We start from the raw sequence: 24,473 nt of genomic DNA on the forward strand, positions 1-24,473 counted from the left end.
ACCCGGAACCGGAAAGGATCAGCGCGGCCGGTCGTCGACGAGTTTGTGCAGCAGATCGGACAGTCGCGCGCGTTCCTCGGCGCCGAGCCGGTCGAACATCTCGACGGCGTCGGCATCGCGGGCGGAGGCCAGCTCGGCCCGGATCCTGCGGCCCTCGTCGGTCAGCCGCACGCAGACCGCGCGCCGGTCGGCGGGATCGGGGAGCCGCTCGGTGAGACCCCGCGTCTCGAGGCGGTCGACGACCTCGGTGGCCGAGCGGGGGACGATGCGCAGTTCCTTGGCCACGACGCCGAGGCGGATCGGGTCGTCGGCGCGTCCGATGGCGTCGAGGGCCCGGTACTCGTGGGGTGACAATCCCCACGGCTGGAGGAGGTCGTGCCAGCGTCGGCGCAGCGTACGCGTGGTGGTGAGGAGCAGATCGCGCAGTGCGACGGGTGAATCCGACATAGTGCTCACATTACCTCACTTGACGGTTGCCACTCAATGAGGCAACCTCAATAAGTACGAAACACGAACCACGAATCGAGGTGGCGCACATGATGCAGCCCCCACCCACACTCGGCGGCAAGCCGGGCAGCCGCGGCAGGATCGACAAGAAGGATCTCGAACAGCTCCGCGAAGCCCCGGTGAGCCTGCGCCGTATCGGCGCCCTCTTCGCGCCCTACCGGTGGAAGATCACCCTCGTCGTCGCGCTCATCATCGCCTCGTCGGTGATCTCCCTCGCGACCCCCTTCCTCGTCCGCGCCGTCATCGACGACGCCATCCCGCACCAGAACGTGAGCCTGCTGCTGTGGGCGGTCGGTGGCATGCTGGCCGTCACCGTCGCGAGCTCGCTCCTGTCCGTCGTCCAGACCTGGATCTCCACGACCGTCGGCCAGAACGTCATGCACGGTCTGCGCACCCGGGTCTTCTCCCACCTGCAGCGCCAGTCTCTGAACTTCTTCACCCGCACTCGCGGCGGCGAGATCCAGTCGCGGCTGACCAACGACATCGGTGGCATGCAGTCCGTGGTCACCAACACCGCGACCTCGCTGGCGTCCAACGTCACCACCGTCGTCGGCACGGCGATCGCCATGGCGGTCCTCAGCTGGCGACTGGCCCTGCTGTCCCTGATCGTGCTCCCGCCGGCCATCTGGCTCACGCGCCGGGTCGCGCTCATGCGCCGCGCCGTCACTGCCCGTCAGCAGCGCCGCCTCGCCGACATGCAGTCGCAGATCGACGAAGGACTGTCGGTCAGCGGCGTGCTGCTCGTCAAGACGCTGGGCACCGGCCCGGCACTGTCCGACAAGTTCGCCCGCACATCGGAGGAACTGGCCGATCTCGAGGTGCACGCGCAGTTGTCCGGCCGCTGGCGCATGGCCACGATGAACATCGTCTTCGCGGCGATCCCCGCGGTCCTCTATCTCGTCGCCGGTCTGCCGGCCACCTCGGGCGGCATGACGATCGGCACCCTGGTGGCCTTCACCGGACTGCAGGGCGCGCTGTTCCGGCCGCTGATGAGCCTGCTCGACGTCGGTGTCTCCGTCACCAGTTCGCTGGCCCTGTTCAGCCGCATCTTCGAATACCTCGACCTTCCCGTCGACATCGACGACCCGCGCGATCCGGCGCCCGTCGACCCGGCGACCGTCGCCGGCCGGGTGCGGTTCGAGAACGTGAGCTTCCGCTACGAAGGAGCGCACCGCAACGCGCTCGACGGGATCGACCTCGACGTCCCGGCGGGGGCGCAGGTTGCGCTCGTCGGTGAGACAGGCTCGGGCAAGACCACGCTCGGCTCGCTCGTCGCACGACTGTACGACCCGGTCGAGGGGCGCGTGAGCATCGACGGTGTCGACCTGCGCGACATGCGGCTCGCCGATCTCGCCGGACTGGTCGGCGTGGTCTCGCAGGAGACCTACCTCCTCCACGCGACCGTCCGGGAGAACCTGCGCTACGCGAAGCCGGACGCGACCGACGACGAGATCGAGGCCGCGGCCCGCGCCGCGCACATCCACGACCTGATCGTCTCGCTGCCGGACGGCTACGACACCGTCGTCGGCGCCCGCGGACACCGCTTCTCGGGCGGCGAGAAGCAGCGCCTGGCGATCGCCCGCACGCTCCTGCGCGACCCGCGTGTCCTCGTGCTCGACGAGGCGACCAGCGCCCTCGACAACGACACCGAGCACGCCGTGCAGCAGGCCGTCGACGCCGCGCGCAGCGGACGCACGACCATCACCATCGCGCACCGGCTCTCGACCGTGCGCAACGCCGACGAGATCGTGGTCCTCGACCGGGGCCGCATCGTCGAACGCGGAACGCACGACGACCTCGTCGCCCGCGGTGGCCGCTACGCGACCCTCGCGGCCCGCGCCGAGCGAGGTGAGACCGTCCCGTCGTCGCGGAGCGAGATCAGTCCTTCAGAGTGGCCGCGAGAGCGCGCCGCAGTTCGTTCCGGCTGATCTTGCCCACTCCCGTGACCGGGAAGGCGTCGACGAACTGCACCTTGTCGGGGATCTTGTACTCGGCCAGCCCTCGCTCCCTCAGGAACTTCTTGAGCGCGAGGGCCTTCGGCACTTCACCCTCGGTGACGACGAAAGCGCAGGTGCGTTCGCCGAGATACTGGTCGGGCATCGACACCACCGCCGCGTCGAGCACGGCCGGGTGCGCGATCAGATGGTTCTCGACCTCCTCGGCTGCGATCTTCTCGCCACCGCGATTGATCTGGTCCTTCGCGCGTCCCTCGACGACGATGTAGCCGTGCTCGGTGAGCCGGACGATGTCGCCGGTGCGGTAGAAGCCGTCCGGGGTGAACGCCGTCGAATTGTGTTCCGGCGCGTTGTAGTAGCCCCGGATCGTGTACGGGCCGCGGGTGAGCAGGTGACCGGTGGTGCCCGCGGGAACGGGCTCGTCCGCGTCGTCGACGACGCGGATCTCGTCGTCGGGGCTGATCGGCCGGCCCTGGGTGGTGACGATGGTGTCCTCGTCGTCGTCGAGCCGGGTGTAGTTGACGAGACCCTCCGCCATTCCGAAGACCTGCTGCAGCGTGCAGCCGAGTTCGGGGCGAACGCGTTTGGCGGCCTCGGCCGGGAACTTCGCGCCACCGACCTGCAGTACCTCGAGCGACGACAGGTCGCGTTCGGTGCGGGCCCGCGCCGACAGCCACGCCTGCGCGAGGGGCGGGACGAGCGACGCCATCGTCACGCCCTCGCTCTCGATCAGGGCGAACGCGGTGTCGGGGCTCGGATCCGGAGCGAGGACGACGGTGCCGCCGGCGTGCAGCACACCGAGGATGCCCGGCGAGCTCATCGGGAAGTTGTGCGCGGCCGGCAGCGCGACCAGCATGCGGGTGTTCTCGTCCACTCCGCAGATCACCGCGGACTCGCGCACGGAGTACAGGTAGTCGGCGTGGGTGCGGGGGATGAGCTTCGACGTTCCGGTCGTGCCACCCGACAATTGGAGGAAGGCAACGCTTCCGGAGTCGTTCTCCGTGATCGGAGCGGGTTCGCGGTCGCGCAACGACCCGAGCGCGGTGAACTCCTCGGCCTCACCCGCGACCACGACCGCCGGCGGATTCTCCATCTCCGAGGTGACCTGCCGGGCGAGCACGCGGTAGTCGAATCCGCCGTGTTCGGCGGCGATCACGTACGCTGCGGCGTCACTGAACCGGCAGAAGTAGCCGATCTCCGACGCGCGGTGTGCGGGCAGGGAGAAGACGGGGAGCGCGCCGAGGCGGAAGACCGCGAAGAGCACCTCGGTGTACTCGACGATGTTCGGCAACTGCAGGACGACACGGTCGCCCTTCCGGACCCCGAGGTCGGCGAGACCGGCGGCGATGCGGGCCGAGGCGTCGTCGAGTTCGCGGTAGGTGATGTGCCGCCAGGTGCCCGTCGCGTCGTGTCCGACGACGGCGGTGCGATCGGCGAACCGGGCGGCGCGGGCCGGGAGGAACTCGCCGAAGGTCTCGCTCGTCCAGTAACCGGCTGCGCGATACCGCTCGGCGAACTCCTCGGGGTAGCGGGCGGTGTCGACGAGCGGCGTGCGCTCGAAACCGGTTGTCACGGAACGGTTCCTTTCGGGATGCGGATCGATGTCGGGTCGGTCGGGCCGGTCTGTCGGTCAGGCGCGGAGGGTGGCGCCGCCGTCGATGTACAGCGCCTGCATGGTGATGTGGCGAGCACGGTCGGACAGCAGGAACTCGATGGCCTCGGCGATGTCGGCGGGCTCGGCGATGCGGCCGAGGGGGATGCCGACCTTGAACTGCGACAGGTCACCCTCGATGGCGCTGCGGGCGCCCGCGTCGTCGTTCGGGTCCTCCCACAGCGAGCGCTGCATGGCGGTGTCGGTGGAGCCCGGGGCGACGATGTTGGCGCGGATCCCGTACTGCGCCAGTTCGAGTCCGAGGATCCGGACGATCATCGTGGAGGCGGCCTTGGACGATCCGTAGGCGCCCATGCCCATGCGCGGCACGCCGGCGGAGTTCGATCCGACGACGACGATCGAACCCGACCGCCGCTCCCGCATGGCCCGTCCGACCGAACGCAGGACCGACAGCAGGCCGGTGACGTTGACGTCGTACATGTGCTGCCAGTCCTCGGGATCGGAGTCGAGCACCGATCCCGTGGTGAAGACACCGGCGACGTGCGCGAGATGCTCGATCGGTCCGTGCTCGGATTCGATGCTCTCGACGACGTAGGCGACGGCGTCGTGGTCGCGGATGTCGACGGGGTAGGTGGGGACGGAGCCGCCGAGCAGGGCGGCGGTCTTGCGCAGTCCCTCGGCGTTGCGGTCGGCGAGTACGAGACGGTGGCCGGCACGCGCGAGGACCTCGGCGGTCGCGCGGCCGATGCCCTGCGCGGCCCCGACGACGAGCGTGACGGGGGAGGGTGCGGTATCGGTCATCGGAGTACTCCCAGTGCATCGAGGACGGTGCCGAACTTGACGGTCGTCTCGGCCAGTTCGTCGGCGGGGTCGGAGTCGGCGACGATACCGCCCCCGGCGTACGCCGTGAGCCCGACACCGTCGGCGTCGAGGACGGCGCAGCGGATGGTGACCAGCCACTCGCCGTCGCCCGCGGCGTCGCACCATCCGAGCGCACCGGCGTAGAAGCCCCGGTCGCCCTCGGTGGCGAGGATCAGATCGCGGGCCGCGGCGGTCGGCGTGCCGCAGATCGCGGGAGTGGGGTGCACTGCGAGTGCGAGATCGAGGGCCGTGACACCCGGATCGCGCAGGCGACCCTCGATGGGAGTGCCGAGATGCCACAGCTGGCGCGTGCTCGTCACGGTCGGCTGCTCGGGGATGTCGAGGTCGACGCACAACGGTTCGAGCGCGGTGCGGATCGCATCGATCACGTGTGCGTGCTCGGCGAGGTTCTTCGCAGACCCGGCGAGTTCGTCGGCTGTCGCCCGATCGATCTCGGGGTCGCGATGACGCGGTGCGGATCCGGCGAGGGGGTGGGCGGTGACCCGATCGCCGCGACGGCGCACGAGCACCTCCGGGCTCGATCCCACCAGGTGACGTCCCGTCCACGCACCGCCGGCGGCGGTGAGGTCGACGAGGAAGCCGTTGTGCAGCGGATCGTTTCGCGTGAGAGCGACGAGGAGGTCGTGCGGGGTGACGGGCCGGTCGGCGCGCAGAGCGAGTGCCCGGGCCAGGACCACCTTGAGCAGGTCGTTGTCGTCCGAGCGGAGCAGGCGCAGTACGGTCTCGACCCGATCGATGTGCTCGCCCTCCGACGGCAGTGCACCTGTGATCGTGATCGGGGGCAGGTCGGCGGCCGGAGCGTCGTAGTGCGCGGGGGAGTGATGGAGTGTGTTCGGAGCGGTCAGTGCGGCCGGTCCGTCGGGTGCGAAGGGCAATGCTCCGACGATCGCGGCGGCATGTCCGGTGCGCAGGGCGTCGGCGGCGACGGACGCGCGGTCGAAGCGTGCGCTCACGCCTTCGGCGACCACCGTGCCGTGCGGGCGGGACAGGACGAACGGGTGCGCGACGGGCCGCTCGGCCCGGTCGGTAGCGGTTGCGCCGAGGACCGGCACTTGCATTCTCGTACCTTCCGGTTGAGGAGGTCTGCTGGCAGGACCGCGCCACAGGACACACGATCACTGAGCAACATATACGGTAAGCCTAACCTTTGGTACTGTGCCCTCCGGCGCCGCAGCGCGCACATCAGCGGATTCCGTTCCCAGCCAATCGTTTCGATCGAAGGAAAGAGGATCTCCAGTGCCCCTTGCCGGCCCGGACGCCTCACGGCTCGCTCTGTCGCGCGCACAGTCGGGCGTATGGTTCGCCCAGCAACTGAACCCCGACAACCCGCTGTTCAACACCTCGGAATGTATCGAACTGCGAGGCGCAGTCGACGAGGAAGCGCTGGTCACTGCGGTTTCCGCAGCGGCATCCGAGGCCGAGGTGCTGGTCGCGGGATTCGAGACTCTCGCCGACGGTACGGTCGTTCAGATTCCCGGTGCGCGCACGCTCGATCTCGCCCCCACCGTCGACCTCACCCTCGCGTCGGACCCCTGGCAGGCGGCCCACGAGTGGATGGTGCGCGACCTCGAACGGCCCGTCGACCTGTCGGTGGATCCGTGCGTCCGGGCCGCGGTCCTGCGACTCGCCGACGATCACGTCCTGCTCTACTTGCGTGCTCACCACATCGTCCTCGACGCCTTCGGGTTCTCGCTGTTCAACCGGCGCATCGCCGAGCGCTACACCGCCGCGGTCGCCGGTGCGGAAGCTGCTGCCGCACGGTTCGATCCGGTCGAATCGGTGATACGGGAGGAATCGGACTATCGCGACTCGGCCGACTTCGACGCCGACCGTGACTTCTGGAGCGCGTACCTCGACGGCGTGGACGAAGCGGTCGCTCTCCGGCCCGGACCGGGTGGCATCGCACGACGCTCCCGTGGTGCACGCTTCACCCTCGACGCCGACCGGCAACGCGGGCTGGTGGCCCTCGGCAAGGAGGTCGGCGCGAGCTGGGGCGACGCGGTCACCGCGCTCGTCGCCGCCTACCTGCGCGGAGCGACCGGCCGCGAGGACCTCACACTCGGTTTCCCCGTCATGAACCGGCTCGGCAGCGCCGCACTGCGGGTGCCGATCACCGCGGTCAATGTCGTTCCGCTGCGCCTGAATCCGACCGCCTCGGCCACGCTCGTCGATCTCGTAGCTCAGGTTCGCGACGGAGTGGCGCTGTGCCGCAGCCACTATCGTTACCGCACCGAGGACATCCAGCGCGACCTGCGACTACCCACCGGATCCCGCGGCGTCATCGGCCCGTCGGTCAACGTCAAGCCGTTCGGCGACTCGCTCCGGTTCGGCGACATGCGTGCGGCCGTGCACTCGGTGGCCCGAGGACCCCTGCAGGACTTCATGGTCACCGTGCGGCCGCTCGACGGCAGTGCCGGACTCGAGGTGTTCGTCGACGTCGACGCCGACGTCTACAGCGAGGCGGATCTGACGATCCACACCGAGCGACTGGAGATGCTGTTCGGCTCGGTGGCAGAGCGGGGTCTGCACACCCCGCTCGCGCAGGTGTCCGTCCTGACCGCCGACGAGCGACGGACGATCCTCGACGACTGGAGCCACAGCCCGGACATCCCGTTCGACCCCGACCTGACCCTCGTCGACCTGCTGCGAGAGAGGATCGAGGCGGCCCCCGACGCACCGGCCGCGGCGGACACCCATGTGACGCTCACCTACGCACAGTTCGGCGCCCGGGTGCACCGTCTGGCCCGCCACCTCGCCTCGAACTTCGATCTCGACCGGCCGCACGCACGGGTCGCCCTCGCGCTGCCCCGCACCGTCGACGCGCTGGTCGCCATCCACGCCGTCCTCGAGACCGGCGCCGCCTACGTCCCGCTCGACGTCGATCAACCCCTCGAACGCCTCGCCCACATCCTCGGCTCCACCGACCCCGTCTGCGTCCTCACCACCCGCACGACCGACGACCGGGTCGCCGAGGTGACGGGGGCGCCGCAGCGTGTCGTGCTCGAGGATCTCGACCTCGACGCCGTGTCCGACGCTCCGCTCGACGACTCGGAGCGCGATCCGCTGACACCCGACTCGATCGCCTACGTGATCCACACGTCCGGCTCCACCGGCAGACCGAAGGGTGTCGTCGTACCCCACCGCGGGCTGGTCAACCTGTTCCACAGCCACCGCGCCCAGGTGTTCACCCGTGCCGCCCGCGAGGCCGGCCGCGAATCCGTCCGCCTCGGACTGGCCTGGTCGCTCGCGTTCGACGCGTCGTGGCAGCCGCTGCTGTGGATGCTGGCCGGGCACACCGTCGACATCGTCGACGAGGCGACCCAGCGCGACCCGGCGGCACTCGCACGCCGCGCCCTCGACGAGGGATGGGATTTCGTCGAGTTCTCACCGAGCCAGCTCGAACAGTTCGTCGACGACGGCCTGTTCCCGGACGGCACCGTGCCCACCCTCGGTTTCGGCGGCGACGCCGTCTCCGAGCGGTTGTGGAGCCGCCTGCGCGAACGCCGGGGTGCGGCCTTCAACTTCTACGGCCCCACCGAGTGCAGCGTCGACGTCCTCGTCGCGGTGGTCGCCGACGCCGAGACACCGGTCGTCGGCCGCCCCGTCGCGAACCTGCGCGTCCACGTCCTCGACGCGGGACTCGCCCCCGTGCCGGCCGGAACCGAGGGCGAGCTGTACGTGGCCGGGCCGGGCGTGGTCCGGGGGTATCTCGACGCACCCGCCCTCACCGCGACGAGGTTCGTCGCGAATCCGTACTCGGAGGACTCCTCCGGTCCGTACGCCCGCCTGTACCGCACCGGCGATCTCGTGCAGTGGACCGAGGACGGCCGGCTCGTCTACCGCGGCCGGGTCGACAACCAGGTCAAGGTCCGGGGATTCCGCATCGAACTCGGTGAGGTCGACGCCGCCCTGCTGCGCATCCCCGGCGTGTCCCGCGCCGCGACCGTGGTGCGCACCGATCCTTCCGGCACCGCGCAACTCGTCGGTTATCTCGTCGGTCAGGACGTGCCCGAACCGGTCGAGGCCCGTCGCCTCGTCGCCGAGTTCCTGCCCGGGTACATGGTTCCCGCGGCCCTCGTCGTCCTCGACGAGATGCCGTTGACCTCCAACGGCAAGCTCGACCGCAAGGCGCTGCCCGAACCGGACTTCTCGTCGATGGTCTCGTCCCGCGTCGCGGAGACCGAGACCGAACGGGCACTGTGCCGCATCTACGCCGAGATCCTGGGGCTCGACACGGTGGGCGCCGACGACGACTTCTTCGCCCTCGGCGGGCACTCGCTCAGCGCCGCGAAGCTGCTCGCCCGGATCCGCGACGAGCTCGGTGTGGAGCTGCCGATCCGTACGGTCTTCGACCATCCGCAGGTCGTCGCGCTCGCCGTCCACTGCAGCAACGGTGCGGACACCGCCCCGGACCGGCCTGTGCTCGTCCCGCGCGGTGGGACCGATCCTGCACCCCAGTCCCTTGCTCCACTGTCGTATGCGCAGCAGCGGCTGTGGTTCATGTACCGCATGGAAGGGCCCAGCCCCACCTACAACGTCCCCATCACCGTCGACCTGCACGGACCCGTCGATCCGGATGCTTTGCGGCACGCGGTCTCCGACGTGCTCGCACGCCACGAGAGCCTGCGCACCGTCCTCGTCGACCGCGACGGCGTGGGGATGCAGCACGTGCGCGGAACAGAAGAGATCGCAGTTCCTTTCGCGGTCGAGGCCGTCGACCGCGACGCGCTCACCGGCCGCCTGCACTCCGAGGCCCGGCACGCGTTCGATCTCGAACGCGAGATCCCGCTGCGGATCCGGTTGTTCACGATCGCGCCCGACGAGCACGTGATGCTCATGCTCGCCCACCACATCGCGAGCGACGAACTGTCCACGCCGCTGCTGCTGCGCGATCTCGGCAGCTTCTACTCCGCGCACGTACGCGGCGACTCCCACGAGCCGGCACCGCTGCCCGTGCAGTACGCCGACTACGCGATCTGGCAACGGGAACTTCTCGGCGACCAGGGCGACGAGAACTCGCTCGCTGCACGACAACTCGCGTTCTGGCGCGAGGAGCTCGAGGGCCTCCCGGCCGAACTCGACCTCCCCGTCGACCGTCCGCGCCCGGCCGTGGCCTCCTACGCGGGTGGCGGTGTCGAGCACCGGGTCCCGGCCGGCCGCGCGGCGACGATCCGGGAGGCCGCCCGCACGACCGGCACGACGATGTTCATGATGGTGCACGCGGCGGTCGCGGTCGCACTGTCGCACAGCGGCGCGGGAGAGGACATCCCGCTCGGCTCGCCCACCGCGGGACGGCCCGCCCCCGAGCTCGACGATCTCGTCGGCTTCTTCGTCAACATGGTGGTGCTGCGCACCGACCTCTCGGGCGACCCCACGGTGCGCGAGCTGCTCGCCCGGATCAAGGACACCGACGTCGCGGCATACTCGCACCAGGAGGTCCCGTTCGACCGCGTCGTGGAGACGCTCGAGCCCGAGCGCAGCGCGGCCCGGCACCCCCTGTTCCAGGTGATGGTGCAGTACCAGAGCCCGCCCGCCATCACGGGATTCGACGACCTGAAGCCCACACCCTCGTTCGTCGCGAACGACACCGCGATGTTCGACCTCACCTTCGACGTCATCGAGGAATCCGACGGCGGTCTGTGCGTGCGCGTCGAGTACGCCCGCGACCTGTTCGACGAGTCGTCCGCCGAGGCCTTCGCCGCGCGGGTCGAGCGGGCGTTCGCCGCGGTGTGCGCCGATCCGGACGCGAGGCTCTCGCAGCTCGATCTGCTCACCGGCTCCGAGCGTGAGGTGCTGCGTGCCGGTGATGCCACCGCGCTGCCGGATCCGTCCGGCCCGCACCGTGGCAGCGCCGACTGCTCGGCGACCCGCAGCCTGCCCGAGCTGTTCGCCCGCACCGTGGAGCGCTACGGCGACGAGACCGCGCTGGTCACGCCGTCGAGCCGCCTGACCTTCCGCGACCTCGACGCCTGGTCCGACCGGATCGCCCGTCACCTCGTCGCCGACGGGATCGGTCCCGAAGACATCGTGGGACTGAGTCTTCCGCGGGAATCCGTGCTGGTCGCGGCGATCCTCGGCGTGTGGAAGTCGGGAGCGGCGTATCTGGTGCTCGACCCGCAACAGCCGGTGGAGCGGAACGAGTACATGCTCCGCGACGCCGGTGTGGGTGTCGTACTCGATGCCGACGCGGTCGGATCGATCACCGATCACCGCCCGGACGTGCACCTGCCGGTCGTGCATCCGGACACCACCGCCTATCTCGTCTACACCTCCGGATCCACCGGCACCCCGAAGGGCGTGGTGGTGCCGCACCGCGGTGTCGTGAACCTGTGGGAGACGGTGCGCACCCGTACCGTCGGCGATCCCGCGACGCGCCGCCGCACCGTGCTGCTGAGCTACACCTTCGCGTTCGACTCGTCCGTCGAGCCTCTCCTCGCGATGCTGGGCGGCCACACCGTGCACGTGCTCGCCGAGGACCTCATGGCCGATGCCGAGGGCATCGTCCGGTACGTCCGGGAACACCGCATCGACGCGCTCGACTGCGGTCCGGTGCTCGCCGGTCGACTGCTCGCCGAGGGACTCCTCGACCCCGCCGCACCGCATCGTCCCGAGTCGATGGTGCTCGGCGGCGAAGCGGTACCCGGTGACCTGTGGACGCAGCTCGCCGCGGAAACCGATGTGCGTGTGAGCAACATGTACGGTCCGACGGAATGCACCGTCGACGCGACCGGCGTCGTACTCACCCCGGGAAGCATCCCGAACATCGGAACCCCGATCCACGGCGGCCGGGTGTACGTCCTCGACGCGTACCTGCGGCAGGTGCCCCCGGGCGTGCCCGGCGAACTGTATGTCGGTGGTCCGCACGTCACTCGCGGTTATCTCGGCCGGAGCGCGCAGACCGCGGGACGGTTCGTGGCCGACCCCTTCGACGCCGACGGCGAGCGTCTGTACCGCACCGGCGATCTGGTGCGCTGGAGGGTCTCCCGGACCGACGGCCCGGTGCTCGACTATCTCGGCCGGACCGACGACCAGGTGAAGATCCGCGGCTTCCGCATCGAACTCGGCGAGATCGAGACCGTGCTCGGCGGCCATCCCGCGGTGAGTGCCGTGGCGGTCGTGGTCCGCGAGGACGAACCGGGCCGCAAACGGCTCGTCGCCTATGCGGCCGGAACGGCGGACCCCGACACCCTCCGGATGTACGTCGCCGACCGGCTGCCCGACCACATGGTTCCCGCCGTCACGGTCGTGCTCGACGAACTGCCGGTCACCCGCAACGGAAAGATCGACCGCAGAGCGCTTCCCGAGCCGGTCTTCACCCCGGCCACCGAGAGTCGCCTGCCGGCGGACGAACTCGAACAGCGCCTGTGCGAGCTGACGGCGGGGGTGCTCGGACTCGACGCCGTGGGCCCCGACGACGACTTCTTCGCTCTCGGTGGCGATTCGATCGTCTCCATCCAGTTGGTGTCCGCGGCGCGCGCCACCGGGATCCGGTTCACTGCACGACACGTCTTCGAACACCGCAGTCCGGCGGGACTCGCCCGCGTCGCAGAGATCGAGGACGGACCCGGGACGGTCGACGTCGAGGCGGCACTCGGGGAGGTCCCGGCAACCCCGATCGTCCACGACATGCTCGACCGCGGTGGACCGTACGCCCGCTACGCGCAGTCGCGGCTGCTCCTCGCGCCCGCAGGACTGACGCTCGAGCGGCTGACCGACGGCGTCCAGGCGCTGCTCGACACGCACGACGCCCTGCGGGCCGTCTTCGATCCGCAGGCACGCACGTTCGACGTCCGCCCGGTCGGTTCCGTCGATGCCGGGGATGTCGTGACCCGCGTGGATATCTCGAACTCGACCGACCTGCAGGAGGTGATCGTCGCCGCGACCGGGACCGCCTACGCCGAACTCGATCCCACCGCCGGCGCGCTCGTGCGCGTGATCTTCTTCGACGCCGGTCCCGACGCGCCGGGGCGGGTGTTCGTCGCGGTGCACCACCTCGTCGTCGACGGTGTGTCGTGGCGCATCCTGGTGCCCGATCTCGCCGGTGCGGTCGACGGTGTCGCTCCGGTGCGCGCGGGTACGTCGCTGCGCCGCTGGGCGCGGGGACTGCTCGACGGGGTGCCGGCGCGCAGATCCGAACTGTCGTTGTGGCGGCGGATCCTCGCCCCGGCGGGACGCGTGCGTCTGGCGTCCGGTGATCCGGATCCCGTGCGACACACCATGGCAGAAACCGCGAAGGTGCAGGTCGAGGTTCCGTCCGATCTCACCGACGCGCTGCTCACCACTGTTCCGGAGCGGTTCCACGCCGGCGTCGAGGACGTACTGCTCACGGCATTGGCGTTGGCGTCCGCGCGGGTGTGCGGCGCCGGGGCCGTCGCGGTCGACCTCGAAGGACACGGCCGTGAGGAACAGGCCGTTCCGGGGGCGGATCTCTCGCGCACGGTGGGATGGTTCACCACGCTCTATCCGGTGCGCCTCGACGTCGGAGGACTCGACGTCGCCGACGCGTACGCCGGGGGAGCGAGCGCTGGTGACGCTCTGAAACGCGTGAAGGAACAGCTGCGGGAGATACCCGACAGCGGAATCGGATTCGGGATGCTGCGGCATCTCGACCCCGTGGGCGGCCCGGAACTCGCGAGCGTCGGCTCGGTGGACATCGGCTTCAACTATCTCGGCCGGTTCACGCTGGGCGAGACGGAAGGTCAGGCGTGGGCCGGTGCCCCGGAGGGTTCGGCACTCGGTGGGGCCACCGAAGCCGATATGCCCGTGGCGCACGCCGTCGAGATCGGTGTGCTCACCGACGATTCCGGCGCCGAGCCGGTGCTGCGCGGAATGTTCGGGTACAGCCCCGATCTCGTTCGGGTGGAGACGGTATCGGCGTTGGCCGACGAGTGGGTCGCGGCGCTGCGTGCGCTCGCCGGGCACGCGTCGGATGAGGACGCGGGCGGGTTCACACCGTCCGACCTCACGCTCGACGACCTCGACCAGTCGGAGATCGACGATTTCGCGCTCGAATTCGGCTGAGGGTGGAGCGCTTGGCGGGGCGGTCGCTTTCGGTTAGCCTAACCAATCGTGACCGGGGCAACGCGCCCCGGCGAGAGACTCTGGGAGTACAACGATGCGCGTTCTGGAACGCAAGCGCGCGCGGGGCGCCGCGGCGCTCGGCGCGGCAGCTCTGCTGGCCGTCGGACTTGTGGGATGTTCGAGCGACGGCGACAGCAGCAGCGCGGAGAGCGGCACCGACTCCGCCGCGACGCGCACCTTCGAAGCGCAGAACGGCAGCATCGAGATCCCGGCCGACCCGCAGCGGATCGTGTCCTGCGGCTACGCGACCCTCCCGCTCATCCAGGCCGGCGCGAATCTGGCCGCCGTGTGCGAGTGGAGCCGCGAGCTCGACAACATGGACGAGGAGACCCTCGCCGCCTACGAGGCGCTGCCGAAGGTCGCTCCCGACGGTGCCGTCTCGGAGCTCAACTACGAGGCCGTCACCGCCGCCGATCCCGACCTCATCATCATGGGCGTCCCGGCCCGCGTGCAGGAGCAGGTCGATGTGGCCAAGCTCGAGGCGCTCGCCCCAGTGGTCTTCGTCGGACTCACCGTTCCGGGCGAGTGGCGCGAACTCGGTGAGCAGTACGCCGATGCCGCGAACGTCAGCGACTCCTACGGGGAGTTCAAGGAGGAGTACGAGGCTCGCGCTGCCGAGATCGCCGACAAGTACGCCGGCTCGCTCGGGGGCCTGAAGTTCGCCGGCGTCTGCGGTGTGTGCGGTACCGAGCCCGGTGAGTTCTCCCGCGAGTACGCCTCGTCGTACACCACCAACCTGTTCGACGATCTCGGACTCGACTTCTACGGTGAGCCGACCGATCCCGAAGAGGTCCACTCCGAGTACCTGTCGGTCGAGCAGCTGCCCGAGAACCTCGGCGAGGCCGACGTGATCGTCTACGGTGTCGAGGCCGACGGTTCGCTGCCGCCCGAGCTGGAGGAACTGTTCGCCTCCCCGCTGTGGCAGGATCTGCCCGCAGTGAAGGCCGGCAACCTCGTCGCCGTCAAGCACTCCAGTGCAGCGACCTACGAAACCGCTCTGCTGGCACTCGATTCCATCGATGCCGAGTTGGCGAAGCTTCCTGCCAACCAGAACCAGGAGTAGTCGCCGCTGCGGGCCCGTCCCGCACCACCGACCGAACGGCCCCCGACGTCCCGGCGCGGGGGCCGTTCGTCGTTCGTGCCCGAATTGACCGTCTTACAACGAAAGCGACAGATGACCCGTTCCACTGCGCTCGAAGACATCGTTCCGCTCTCGCCGCTGCAACAGGGCCTGCTCTACCTGAGTACCGTTGCGGCGCCGACCGGCTCGGTATCCGACGACACGGGTACGGCCGACCCCGACGCCTACACGGTGCAATCGGTGGTACGGCTGTCGGGCGCGGTCGACGAGGGGCGGATGGCGGCCTCCGCCCAGGCGCTGCTCGATCGTCATCCGGCGCTGCGCACGTGCTTCCGTCCCCGAAAGGACGGCCGTACGGCGGGTCTCGTCGTGTCGGGCGTGGAGAATCCCTGGCGTAGCGAGGATCTGTCGGGTCTCGAACGCGCCGAGGCGGAACGCCGGCTCGAGAGGATCGTCGAGGACGACCTGCACGACTGGTTCGACCTCACGCAACCGCCGCTCGTGCGCTGGACCTTCGTGCGGTTCGGCGCCGACGAGGTGCGCCTGCTGCTCACCGCCCACCACATCGTCGTCGACGGCTGGTCGTCCCCGATCCTGGTACGCGAACTGCTCGAGATCTACGCCGCCGGGGGATCGGCGTCGGGTCTGCCGTCCGTACGCCCCTACCGCGACTACCTCGCATGGCTCGGGCGCCAGGACCACGAGGTCGCCCGGTCGCTGTGGCGCGAGGCGCTCGACGGTGTGAGCGAGCCGTCGCTCGTGGCACCGCCGGGCGCGACCCGCTCGTCGGAACGCTGCGGCGAACTCGACGTGCCGGTCCCCGACGGGCTCGGCGCGAAACTCGCGGAGCTCACCCGCGCAAGCGGGGTCACCCTCAACACGGTGCTGCAGACCGCGTGGGCGATGCTCCTGTCCGGTCTGCTCGGCCGCGGCGACATCGTCTTCGGCGCGACGGTCTCCGGCCGTCCGCCGGAACTCGTCGGCGTGGAATCGATGGTCGGGCTGTTCATCAACACCGTGCCGGTGCGGGTGCGGCTCGATCCCGCCGCGACCGTCACCGACCTGCTGCGACGCGTACAGCTCGAGCAGTCGCGCACCGTCGACCACCAGTACCTGGGCCTGTCCGACGTGCAGCGCGCCGTCGGGATCGGTGAACTGTTCGACACCCTCACCGTCTTCGAGAGCTATCCCGTCGACCGCGACGCCCTCGAGCGAGCGCAACGCGCCGGGGGAGTGACGATCACCGGTGTCGACGGACGCGACGCCACCAACTATCCGCTGGTCCTCACGGCCGGGATGTCCGACCGGCTCGTCGTCAAGCTCGACCACCGTCCGTCGCTGATCGACGCGGACGAGGCCGCGGCTCTGGGTGCCCGCCTCGTCGCGATCCTCGAGGCCCTGTGTACCCGGCCCGATGCGCCTGTCGCCGACCTCGACGTCCTGCCGTCCGCGGAACGGGAACGCGTACTGGGCACCTGGTCCACCGCACCCGCGGCACCGTCGAGCGGCACCGTCGCCGACCTGCTCGCGCACCGGTTCACCACCGCCCCCGACCGCCCCGCAGTGGTATGCGGTGAGCAGGAATCGTCGTTCGGTGAACTCGGTGCGGCCTCGGCACGACTGGCGAGGCTGCTCGTCGACCGCGGCGTGCGACCCGACGACCGGGTCGGTCTCGCGCTTCCCCGGACCGGTGCTATGGTCGACGCGATCGTCGCCGTCCTCACCGCCGGAGGCGCCTACCTGCCGCTCGACCCGTCCTATCCCGCCGAGCGGCTGAATCACATGATCACCGACGCCGCACCGCGACTGGTGATCACCACCGAAGCCGCGCGCGCGAGCCTCGGTGAGGTGCTCGACGGGGCCGACGTGCTGGTCCTCGACGCCCCGGACGTCGAGTCCGCACTGTCGGCGCTGTCGTCCGCTCCGCTCACGGACGCGGACCGGCGCGCCCCGCTCCGCCCGGATCATCTGGCCTACGTCGTCTACACCTCCGGTTCCACAGGGCTGCCGAAGGGCGTGGCCGTCACGCACGCCAATCTCGCCGACCTGCACGCCGCACAGGCCGCCGGGCCCATGCAGGCCGCCGGTCGTGCGCCGCGCGACGGGCAGTGGCACGTCCTGCTCACCTACCCGTTCGCCTTCGACTCGGCGGTCGCCGCGCTCACCTGGCTCTTCGCAGGCCATGTGCTGCACGTGCTTCCCGACGAGTACCGTGCCGACGTCGACCACATCATCGACTACGTGCGCACCCACGGCATCGACTATGTCGACACCGTGCCCGTGCTCATGAACCGCCTGCTCGACGCCGGTCTCCTCGAACCGGGCGGGCACGTTCCCGCGACCGTCACCGTGGGCGGCGAAGCGGTGAGCACCGCCCTGTGGCAGCGGCTCGCAGCGAGCGACGTGGTGGCGACGAACTGCTACGGACCCACCGAGTGCACCGTCGACGCGACCTCCGCGCGCATCACCGGGGACACCGTGACGATCGGCGGTCCCACTCCCGGCACGAGCGTGCGGGTCCTGGACCACTGGCTGCGTCCCGTGCCCATCGGAGTGGCCGGTGAACTGTACGTTTCCGGAAAGGGTGTCACCCGAGGCTATCTCGGCCGGCACGACCTGACCGCGGCGCGCTTCGTCGCCGACCCCCACGGGCCCGCGGGTGCCCGTATGTACCGCACCGGCGACGTCGTGCGCTGGACGGACGACGGCACACTCGAGTACGTCGGCCGCGACGACGACCAGGTCAAGATCCGAGGATTCCGGGTGGAACCCGGCGAGATCGAGACCGCGCTCACCGCGCATCCGTCCGTGCGGAACGCCGTGGTGGTCGCACACACCGACGACCGGGGGACGACCCGCCTCGTCGGGTACATCGTCGGCGACGGACCCGACACCGCCGCGGTGCGGGCCGCGCTCGCCGACCGGTTGCCCGACTACATGGTGCCGGCCGTGCTCGTCGCTCTTCCCGTCCTTCCGGTCACGGCCAACGGCAAGGTCGATCGGAAGGCGTTGCCCGAGCCCGACTTCTCGTCCCTGGCGGGTGCCGGCGAACCGCGCACCGAGACCGAGCGGACGCTGTGCGCCACCGTCGCCGACGTCCTCGGCCTCGACCGTGTCGGTGTCCACGACGACTTCTTCGGCCTCGGCGGTGATTCGATCGTCTCCATCCAGCTGGTGTCGCGTCTGCGCGCGGCCGGGCTGCGCGTGACGGCCCGTCAGGTCTTCGAACTGCGCACCGCCGCCGCACTCGCTGCAGCGTGCGAGGCACCCGCCGAGGAACCCCGGCGAACCCGGACGGCGGCGACCGGCCCGGTGCCCGTCACACCGATCGTGCACGAATCCCTCGCATCCGGATCGTTCGACTCGCTGCGCCGGTTCACCCAGTCCCGGACGCTCGTCGCCCCCGTCGGTCTGCGGGAGGCGGATCTCGTCACGGGTGTGCGGGCGCTGCTCGCGGCCCACCCGATGCTGCGGTCGCGGTTCACCGTCGGCGACTCCCGACCGTCGTGGATCGTGCCCGAGGACATCCCGGAGGCCGCGACGCTCGTCCGGCGAGTGGATCTCTCGACCACGGAACAGATTTCGTGGAACGACCTCATCGCTGAAGCGTCGTCGGAGGCCGTCGACGCACTCGACCCCGAGGCCGGGGTCATGCTCCGCGTGGTCTTCCTCGACCCGGGACCGCAGCAGGCCGGGCGGATCGTCGTCGTCGCGCACCATCTCGTCGTCGACGGCGTGTCGTGGCGGATCCTGGTGCCCGACCTCGCCGGTGCCGTCTCCGCGGCCACCCGCGGCGAGACACCCGCGCCGGAGGACACCGGGACGTCCTTCCGGGAGTGGGCGGAATCGCTCGTCGAGGCGGCTTCGTCCGAGCGGATCACCGGATCGTGGCCGGTCTGGGAATCCGCCCTGGCCGCCGTGGGTGCGCCCGCAGTGGGAAGCCGTGCCCTGGACCGGCAGCGCGACATCGTGTCGACCTCGGAGTCCGTCGAGATCGACGTGCCGGTCGACCTCACCGAACGCATCCTCACCACGGTGCCGTCCGCCTTCGGTATCGGCACCGGCGATGTGCTGCTCGCAGCCCTCGCACTCGCCGTCACCGACGTCTGCGGCGGATCCGCCCTGCGAGTGCATCTCGAGGGTCACGGCCGCGAGGAACAGATCGTGCCCGGTGCCGACCTGTCGCGTACCGTCGGATGGTTCACCTCCCTGTACCCCGTGACGGTCGAACTCGGCGGAGACCGTGCGCTCGACGGCGGTGATCCGCTCCGGGCCGTCACCCACGCGACCGAATCGCTGAAACGCATTCCCGACAACGGAATCGCCTTCGGTCTCCTGCGTTTCCTCGGCGAGGACCGCGACCGTTTCGCCGGTTACCGGGCCCCGGAGGTGATGTTCAACTATCTCGGCCGGATGACCCTCGGCGATACCGCCGACTCCGCGTGGTCGGCCGCACCCGAGGTGGCCGCGCTCGGCGGTTCCGTCGATCCGGCCATGCCCCTCGACCACGTCCTCGACGTCAACGCGATCACGGAGGACGGACCGGACGGACCCGCGCTGTCGGCGGTGTTCACCTATGCCACCGGTGCGCTCGACGCCGATCGGGCCCGTAGGATCGGGCAGCGCTGGCTCGCGGCACTGCATCTCCTCACCGACACGGTCTCCGGCGGTGCCGTCGGTGCCCCCGTGCCGTCGATGCTCACCGCGTCCGGGCTGTCCGTCGACGAGGTGCTCGCGCTGCACGCCGAGAATCCGGACGGCATCGAGGACGTCGTGCCGCTGACACCCCTACAGCGCGGCATGTACTTCCTGGCCGGACTGGACGAGCCGTCGGGATCGGGCAGTGTCGCCGAGGGTGTCGATGTCTACACGATGCAGACCGACCTCGCCCTCGACGGTCGCGTCGACGCCCGAACGATGCAGCGCTCGGTGCGTGCACTCGTCGATCGGCACGCCGTGCTGCGCACCGGATATCGACTCGGCGCAGCGGGCGAACCGATCGGCGTCGTCCGTCACACCGCCGAACCACACTGGGAGGTCGTCGACCTCGGGACCGTCGAGCCCGGCGAACTCGACGCGCGGGTGGCGGAACTGCTCGCCGCCGACCGCACCCGCAGATTCGATCTCGCGGCCGCACCCCTGGTGCGCTTCACGCTGGTGGTCGCGGGACCGTCGCGGGCGCGACTGCTGTTCACGATGCACCACCTCGTCTCCGACGGCTGGTCCACCCCACTGCTCGTGCAGGAACTCCTGCAGATCTACGCCGCCGGGGGTTCCGCCGCCGGACTCGCGCCGGTCGCGCCGTTCTCCGACTACCTCGACTGGCTCGGCGAACAGGACATCGCGGCCGGTGTCGAGGTATGGCGCGAACTCCTCGACGGCGTGGACGAACCCACCCTCGTCGCACCGTCCGGCACGGCGCTGCGACCGGAGTTCCCCGCCGAACTGACCGTCGCCGTGCCCGAGGGACTGTCGCGGCGACTCGTCGAAGCGAGCCGCGCACACGGCGTCACGGTCAACGGACTCGTCCGGACCGCCTGGGGTCTTCTCGTCGGATCGCTCACCGGTAGAACCGATGTCGTCTTCGGTGCGATCGTCTCCGGGCGCGTCCCCGACGTGCCGGGCGTGGAATCGATGATCGGCCTGTTCATCAACACCGTCCCGGTGCGCGTCCGCACGCAGGCGGAGGAGTCGATCACCGATCTCGTCACGCGCACGCACGCCACACAGAACCGTGTGATGGACCACCAGTACGTGGGTCTCGCCGACATCCAGCGTGCCGTCGGGATCGGCGAACTGTTCGACACCCTGCTCGTCTTCGAGAACTATCCCGTCGACCGCGACGCCCTCGACGCGGCGCAGCGGGACGGTGGCGTGCGGGTCGGCTCCGTCGGAGGCTCGGACGCGACGAACTTCCCGCTCGTGCTGGTCGCGGGACTGGAGGACGAACTGCATCTCGGCCTCGAATACCGGACCGATCTGTTCACCCAGGACGACGCCACCGCACTGGGGGAGAGGCTCCTTCGCATCCTCGATCAGCTCGTCACCGAGAACCCCGGCACCGTGGCGCAACTCGATGTGCTCACGGCCGCCGAACGCGCCGGTCTGCGCAGCGAGTGGTCGACGACCCCCGCGGCACCGTCGAGCGGAGCGGCAACCGTCGCCGATCTCCTGGCACGGCAGATCGCACGTACCCCGCACGCACCCGCGGTGGTCGCCGACGGCACGACACTGTCGTTCGCGGAACTGGGCCGGCGATCCGCGCGACTCGCGCGGCTTCTCGTCGACGCCGGGGTCGGGCCGGAGACGGTCGTGGGGCTCGCGTTGCCGCGGTCCGAGCACATGGTCGTCGCGATCGCGGCGGCGATCTCGTCGGGTGGCGTGTACGTACCGATGGATCCGTCCTATCCACAGGATCGACTGGCGCACATGGTGTCCGATTCGCGTCCGCAGGTGATCGTCACGGTCGCCTCGGTTCTCGACGGCATCGCACCCGTCGCCGGTGACACGCGGATCGTGGTGCTCGACGATCCCGACCTGCAGCTCGACAGATTCTCCACCGCCCCACTGACGGACGCCGACCGGCGCGGTGCGCTGCGCCCGCACAACGGCGTGTACGTCATCTACACGTCCGGTTCGACGGGGCTGCCGAAGGGTGTCGCGGTCACGCACGCGAACCTGCTCAACCTGTTCGAGAGCCACCGCGCGGATCTCTACGTCCCGACCGTCGCGGCCGCCGGGCGCGACTCCGTCGGCGTCGGGCACGCATGGTCGTTCGGCTTCGACGCGTCCTGGCAGCCGACCCTGTGGTTGCTCGACGGACACACGGTGCACGTCTTCGACGAGGACACCATGCGTGATCCCGAACGGATGGTCGCGTACACGCTCGAGCACGAACTCGACTTCCTCGAGGTCACCCCGTCCTTCCTCGACCGCATGCTCGCGGCGGGACTGTACGAGAGCGGACACCGCCCCGCCTCCGTCGGATTCGGTGGCGAGGCCGTCAATCCTGCGTCGTGGCAGCGACTGCGGGAGCTCACCGACGGGCGGGCCTTCAACCTCTACGGCCCCACCGAATGCACCGTGGACTCGCTCATCGGGTCGGTCACCGATGCGGACACACCGTGCCTCGGCCGGGCGGTACACGGTGCCGGCGCCTACGTCCTCGACGCGATGCTCCGGCCCGTCCCGATGGGCGTGGTCGGCGAACTGTACGTCTCCGGTGCCGGCGTCGCCCGCGGATATCTCGGCCGGCCCGACCTCACGACGGTCCGGTTCGTGCCGAATCCTTTCGCCGACGACGGCAGTCGCATGTACCGCACCGGCGACCTCGTCCGGCGGGTCCGCGGTGCCGACGGCCGGCCCGTGCTCGAATTCCTCGGGCGCGGCGACGACCAGGTCAAGATCCGCGGCTTCCGGGTCGAACTCGGCGAGGTGGAGGCCGCGCTGACCGCGGTGCGTGGCGTGCGGGACGCGGTCGTGAACGCGCACACCGACACTCGTGGAGTGACGCGTCTGGTCGGCTACGTGACCCCGGACGGCGACGTCGATCCGGCGGTCGTTCGTGCCACCGTCGCCGAGCGCCTGCCCGACTACATGATGCCCGCCGTGGTGCTCGTGCTCGACACCTTCCCCGTCACCGCCAACGGCAAGGTCGACCGGAAGGCGCTGCCCGAACCGGACTTCTCGTCGCTGGTCGGCACCAGTGCACCGCGCACCGACACCGAACGGGTCCTGGCCGGACTCGTCGCGGACGTGCTCGGACTCGAACGGGTGGGCATCGACGACGACTTCTTCTCCCTCGGCGGCGACTCGATCGTCTCGATCCAGCTCGTGTCGAAGGTCCGGGCAGAAGGGCTGTGGATCACGACCCGTCAGGTGATCGAACTGCGCACCGTCGAGTCACTCGCGGCTGCGATCGACAGCGACAGCGGACAGACCCGTCCGGCAGCCGTCGGCGACGCCACGGGTGAGGTGACCGTCACGCCGATCGTGTGGGACACCCTCGAACAGTGGACCGGTCTGTCCCGGTTCTCGCAGGCGCGACTGCTCGTCGCGCCGGTCGGGCTCGCGCTCGACACGCTGCGGACCGCGGTCGAGGCGCTCGTGGCCGCCCACCCGATGCTGCGCTCGACCTTCCGGGTCGACGACGAAGGCCGACCGTCGTGGACGGTCCCCGTCACCGTTCCCGACCTCACCACTTCCGTGCGGCGCGTCGACGCCACCGGCCGGGACTGGGACGAGTTGTTCGACGAGGAACGCGAGAACGCCTACGCCGCACTCGATCCCGAGAACGGAGTTATGGTGCAGGTCGTGTGGTTCGACTTCGGGCCGCAGCAGGCCGGACGCGTCCTGATCGTCGTGAACCACCTCGTGGTGGACGGCGTGTCGTGGCGGATCCTCGTCCCCGACCTCGCCGACGCCGTCGAACAGGCCGAGCGTGGAGAGCCGGTGACCCTGTCGTCGAGCGGCACACCCTTCCGGGTGTGGGCGGACGAACTCGCGAAGGCCGCCCGCTCGGAGCGGATCACCGCGTCGTGGTCGGCCTGGCAGCGCGCCGTCGACGCCGACGAACCGATGCTCGGTTCGCGCCCACTCGACCCGGCACGCGACACCGTCTTCTCGACCCGGTCGACCCGCGTGCACCTGCCCGTCGACGTCACCGAACGGGTCCTGGCCGCGGACGTCGTCGACGACATCCTGCTCTCGGCCCTCGCCGTCGCGGTGGCGTCGGTTCGGGGCGGCGACCAGGTCCGTATCGACCTCGAGGGACACGGCCGCGAGGAGCAGGTGGTCCCCGGTGCCGACCTGTCGCGCACCGTCGGCTGGTTCACGTCGATGTATCCGGTGACGGTGGATCTGTCGGAGGTCGACGTGGCGTCCGCGTCCCGGGACACCGACGCCGCGGGCGCGGCGCTGCGCGCGGTGGCACGCGCGTCGCGGGAACGACCCGACAACGGCATCGGCTTCGGCCTGCTGCGTCGACTGAACCCGGACTTCGGCGACTGTTTCGCCCGGTACGTGCCGCCGGCCGTCGTCTTCAACTACCTCGGCCGGCTCACGCTCGGCGAGGCATCCGGCAGCCCGTGGTCGGGCGCACCGGGCGCCGCCGCGATCGGCGGGTCGGTGGATCCGGACATGCCGCTCGACCACGTCCTGCAGGTGGACGCGATCACCGAGGACACCCCGGACGGCGCGGTTCTAGAATGCGAGTTCGCCGCCGCAGCGGACGTGGTCGACGCGGACACGCTCGCCGAGATCGCGCGGATCTGGCAGGACACGGTGCAGGTCGTCGTCGCCGCGAGAGAACTGACGGGCACCGCTCGATAGAGCGCAACCCGCCTGCACACATCGA

8 protein-coding genes are annotated in these 24,473 nt (G+C 70.1%); 4 read left to right on the forward strand and 4 right to left on the reverse strand.

Going from position 1 to position 24,473, the window contains the following annotated elements; genetic code table 11:
* Positions 1-18: 18 nt before the first annotated feature.
* A complete protein-coding gene (locus LPH33_RS03335) occupies positions 19-447 on the reverse strand; it encodes a MarR family winged helix-turn-helix transcriptional regulator (RefSeq protein WP_229567022.1) in 429 nt (142 codons plus the stop codon).
* Positions 448-536: 89 nt separating this feature from the next.
* On the opposite strand from LPH33_RS03335, the gene LPH33_RS03340 reads away from it, so the two are divergent.
* Complete coding sequence (locus LPH33_RS03340) at positions 537-2,435, forward strand: ABC transporter ATP-binding protein (protein ID WP_229567024.1); 1,899 nt, start codon at positions 537-539, stop codon at positions 2,433-2,435.
* Here the strand turns inward: LPH33_RS03340 and LPH33_RS03345 are convergent.
* Genes LPH33_RS03345 through LPH33_RS03355 form a run of 3 tightly spaced genes read right to left on the reverse strand, consistent with a single transcriptional unit; the run spans position 2,386 to position 6,014 of the window.
* Positions 2,386-4,035, reverse strand: a complete 1,650-nt coding sequence (locus LPH33_RS03345; protein WP_229567025.1) for a (2,3-dihydroxybenzoyl)adenylate synthase — start codon at positions 4,033-4,035, stop codon at positions 2,386-2,388. The two genes, LPH33_RS03340 and LPH33_RS03345, sit on opposite strands and share 50 nt — an antisense overlap.
* A 57-nt stretch (positions 4,036-4,092) precedes the next feature.
* Complete coding sequence (locus tag LPH33_RS03350) at positions 4,093-4,875, reverse strand: 2,3-dihydro-2,3-dihydroxybenzoate dehydrogenase (protein ID WP_145693007.1); 783 nt, start codon at positions 4,873-4,875, stop codon at positions 4,093-4,095.
* Positions 4,872-6,014 carry an isochorismate synthase gene (locus LPH33_RS03355; protein WP_229567027.1) on the reverse strand — a complete coding sequence of 381 codons (1,143 nt, stop codon included), beginning with the start codon at positions 6,012-6,014 and terminating at the stop codon, positions 4,872-4,874. The genes LPH33_RS03350 and LPH33_RS03355 overlap by 4 nt, the downstream gene beginning before the upstream one ends.
* 178 nt (positions 6,015-6,192) lie before the next feature.
* Between LPH33_RS03355 and LPH33_RS03360 the strand changes: the two genes are divergently transcribed.
* From LPH33_RS03360 to LPH33_RS03370, 3 genes are all read left to right on the forward strand, one after another.
* Positions 6,193-13,977, forward strand: a complete 7,785-nt coding sequence (locus LPH33_RS03360; RefSeq protein ID WP_229567029.1) for a non-ribosomal peptide synthetase — start codon at positions 6,193-6,195, stop codon at positions 13,975-13,977.
* 94 nt (positions 13,978-14,071) lie between these two features.
* Complete coding sequence (locus LPH33_RS03365; protein WP_229567030.1) at positions 14,072-15,100, forward strand: ABC transporter substrate-binding protein; 1,029 nt, start codon at positions 14,072-14,074, stop codon at positions 15,098-15,100.
* A gap of 111 nt (positions 15,101-15,211) precedes the next feature.
* Positions 15,212-24,448 (forward strand): non-ribosomal peptide synthetase, encoded by a 9,237-nt coding sequence (locus LPH33_RS03370; protein WP_229567032.1) that lies wholly within the window; start codon positions 15,212-15,214, stop codon positions 24,446-24,448.
* The last annotated feature ends 25 nt before the right edge of the window (positions 24,449-24,473 follow it).

It is taken from the genome of Rhodococcus sp. RDE2 (assembly GCF_020885655.1).
Classification (GTDB): domain Bacteria; phylum Actinomycetota; class Actinomycetes; order Mycobacteriales; family Mycobacteriaceae; genus Rhodococcus; species Rhodococcus pyridinivorans.

Excerpts from the sequence above, each read along its gene's own strand:
- LPH33_RS03340 (WP_229567024.1), top strand. The coding sequence starts at position 537 with ATGATGCAGCCCCCACCCACACTCGGCGGCAAGCCGGGCAGCCGCGGC.
- LPH33_RS03365 (WP_229567030.1), top strand. The coding sequence starts at position 14,072 with ATGCGCGTTCTGGAACGCAAGCGCGCGCGGGGCGCCGCGGCGCTCGGC.
- LPH33_RS03355 (WP_229567027.1), bottom strand. The coding sequence starts at position 6,014 with ATGCAAGTGCCGGTCCTCGGCGCAACCGCTACCGACCGGGCCGAGCGG.
- LPH33_RS03350 (WP_145693007.1), bottom strand. The coding sequence starts at position 4,875 with ATGACCGATACCGCACCCTCCCCCGTCACGCTCGTCGTCGGGGCCGCG.
- LPH33_RS03335 (WP_229567022.1), bottom strand. The coding sequence starts at position 447 with ATGTCGGATTCACCCGTCGCACTGCGCGATCTGCTCCTCACCACCACG.
- LPH33_RS03370 (WP_229567032.1), top strand. The coding sequence starts at position 15,212 with ATGACCCGTTCCACTGCGCTCGAAGACATCGTTCCGCTCTCGCCGCTG.